Origin of the sequence: Candidatus Fermentibacter sp. (assembly GCA_030373045.1) — a bacterium.
In the GTDB taxonomy this organism is placed as follows: Bacteria; Fermentibacterota; Fermentibacteria; order Fermentibacterales; family Fermentibacteraceae; genus Fermentibacter.
Genome location: JAUCPW010000017.1, coordinates 1 through 2,442 on the forward strand (window position 1 = coordinate 1; position 2,442 = coordinate 2,442).

General features: G+C 68.4%; 4 protein-coding genes. All 4 read left to right on the forward strand.

Translation table 11 applies throughout. The features are described from left to right. The first annotated feature begins 70 nt into the window (after positions 1–70). Positions 71–880: a hypothetical protein gene (locus QUS11_03490; protein ID MDM7992352.1), complete on the forward strand. Its 810-nt coding sequence runs from the start codon at positions 71–73 to the stop codon at positions 878–880. Positions 881–893: 13 nt separating this feature from the next. Then, positions 894–1,112, forward strand: a complete 219-nt coding sequence (locus QUS11_03495; GenBank protein ID MDM7992353.1) for a hypothetical protein — start codon at positions 894–896, stop codon at positions 1,110–1,112. Continuing rightward, positions 1,109–1,342 carry a hypothetical protein gene (locus QUS11_03500; protein MDM7992354.1) on the forward strand — a complete coding sequence of 78 codons (234 nt, stop codon included), beginning with the start codon at positions 1,109–1,111 and terminating at the stop codon, positions 1,340–1,342. Before QUS11_03495 ends, QUS11_03500 begins: the two co-directional genes overlap by 4 nt. A 4-nt stretch (positions 1,343–1,346) precedes the next feature. Then, the coding region (locus tag QUS11_03505) for a hypothetical protein (GenBank protein MDM7992355.1) at positions 1,347–2,442 on the forward strand (1,096 nt) is incomplete at its 3' end.

The window sequence follows — 2,442 nt, forward strand, 5'->3', positions numbered from 1 at the left end:
CGCTGTCTCGTGGGCTCGGAGATGTGTATAAGAGACAGCCCCGGCACCGCCGAAGCCGGCGCCCGCGCCGGTGCCACAGCACCCTCCCCCGCCTCCCGCGCCCGCGCCGCCGACCGCGGAGAACGTGTTCAGCCTCGCGGACGGCATCCCTCAACGCGAGCAGCAGATCCTCGCGGCCGTCGCCGCCGGGGAGGTCGAGCACCACTGGCACCCGCTCACGTGGACGGCGAACGGGCGCGTCGTGCGCGCGCTCGTGAGCCGCGAGCCCCTCGCCCTGCGTCGCGGCGACCACAGGCTCTACGTCTCGACGACGTTCCCGACCGCGCAGGCGATCGGGGACATGATCGGCGGGTCGATGCTGACGACGAAGATCTCCGACGAGATCCAGCGTCAGGCCCCCGTGAAGGTGGCTCCACACGTGCGGAACTGGTCCGCGGACGGCACGATGGCTCGCACCGACCGGATGATCCAGCAGAGCGCGGCGCTCGCGGCGGCGGTCGCCGGGCGCGATGAGCTCAAGTCGAACCTCGGCAAGGACTGGATCCTCACGCGGCGCAACTGGCCGGCTCCCGCGGGGACGGGGGAGGACCTGCCCGCGGGGCAGAAGGGGTCACGCCGGAACGGCGCGAACTTCGGCTGGTATCTCCCGAACGCGCCGAGCAGGAGCCCCGGCGGGGAGCGGGTGATCCAGTCGATCGGCCTCGCCCACGACTTCGGCCACACGGACTACAGCCAGCTCCTTCGCTATGTCAAGCGCGACTCGATCACGGTCGACGGTCAGCCGGTCGGCTACGCGACCGCGCTCGCGGACCCCGTCCTCTCCCCGCTGCTCCAGGACGAGGGCGGGATCCTCCCCTCCGACCGACACCCGGACCTGTGAAAGGACGCTCGCTATGACGACGAAGTTCGTGACGACCTGCGACGGCTGCGGCTCGACCCTCTCGGAGGAGTACGCGGGCCGCGCGCCCGCGCTGCGACAGACGATGGTGTCGGCGGTGACGGTCCAGATCGGGACGGGGAGGGAGCTGACGGTGGACGAGGCCAAGCACGCCTGCTCCATTGCGTGCCAGAGGACGATCCTGCTCGCGATCGCAGACAGGATCGGTCGGTGATGTCAAGCGTGAAGACGGGGGCCCTCCTCAACCTCGTCCGGGTCCACCTCGACGAGAACGGGGTTGACAGGACGGGGAAGCTGTGGCCTCCGGGGCCGCCGGTCTGGCACTATGACGGCGAGGGCAGGTCCTCCCACCACGGGTACGTGAGGGCGTGGACCAGGACCCTCGCGAAGAAGATCCGCCGGGACATCCGCGACCCGCGCGCGACGTTCTACAACGGGCTGTGATCTGATGCTGACCCAGACGATTCTCGACGACGCGCTTCGCACGGCGGCAGGGCTGAAAGAGCTCTCTGCCCCCTCCGTCGTCATGGTCAAGTCCGTGGCGGCCGCGGTCGCTCCGATCCTGGCGAGCGCAGCCGGCGACGTCGCCGGCAGGATCAGCTCATCGGTCGCCGACGCCGTGGGGGGTCTCGCGAGCGCCGTCCCCGTCCTCGGGATGTTCGTGGGCATCGCGACGGGGTTCATCTCCTGGGCGAACGCCCTCCAGGCCGAGGACGCGGCCAAGCAGCAGGCGGAGTGCAAGAGCTTCCTGTCGATCCGCAAGATCGTCCCCTCGGGGTCGAAGCTCGGCGGATGCGAGCAGTGCCCGTGCGACCTGTTCAGAACGGTCCACATCCCGGGACTCATACCCATGCGCTCGGTGCTTGGGCAGGCCCTTGTGGCGATCACCGAGGGAGAAGACTTCGGGGAGCTGAACCTGATGCCGACCCGGCCCTCGGATGATTCGTACTCGCGGAATCGGCGCGCTCTCATTCGTCAGCTCACGGGCGCAGGGCCGGACGACAAGCGGGTGAAGCAGTACCGATCCCTCCGCGTGGCGATGGAGCGGTCCTACGTCGACCCAGACAGCGCGTCGACGTCGAGCGGAGGAGTGGAGTTCTGGACATCGTACCTCGACATGCTCCTCCGGGACGTCGAGAGCGGGGTGATCACGAAGCAGTACGCCGACTGGTCGATCTGGTCCCTCTACCACCCCCCTGTCGGAGGAGGGAAGTACTGGTCTCACCCGCGCTATCTACCCTCCGAACAGTACATCGGTAAGAAGGACAGCTTCGGAAATCCCCTCGCCCAGTTCAGCCCGAGGGGGAACCCGAAGGGCTTCTTGTCCTTCGGGACCTCCGAGAGGCGGTGCTTCGACCCCTGGCTACGGGAGTCGATCTTCTCCATGGTGGACCAGTGGCGCAACACGGTCCGGCCGCGCTACGACGAGGGGAAGAAGGCCCTCGCCGAGATCGAGGCGCTCGCGCGGACCTACCGCAACAAGCAGGGCGGCCTGATCGGCGCCTGTCTCTTATACACATCTGACGCTGCCGACGAGTTCCGAA

What these genes read in the sequence shown, in the direction of transcription:
- QUS11_03495 (MDM7992353.1), top strand. Translation starts at nt 894, where the DNA reads ATGACGACGAAGTTCGTGACGACCTGCGACGGCTGCGGCTCGACCCTC.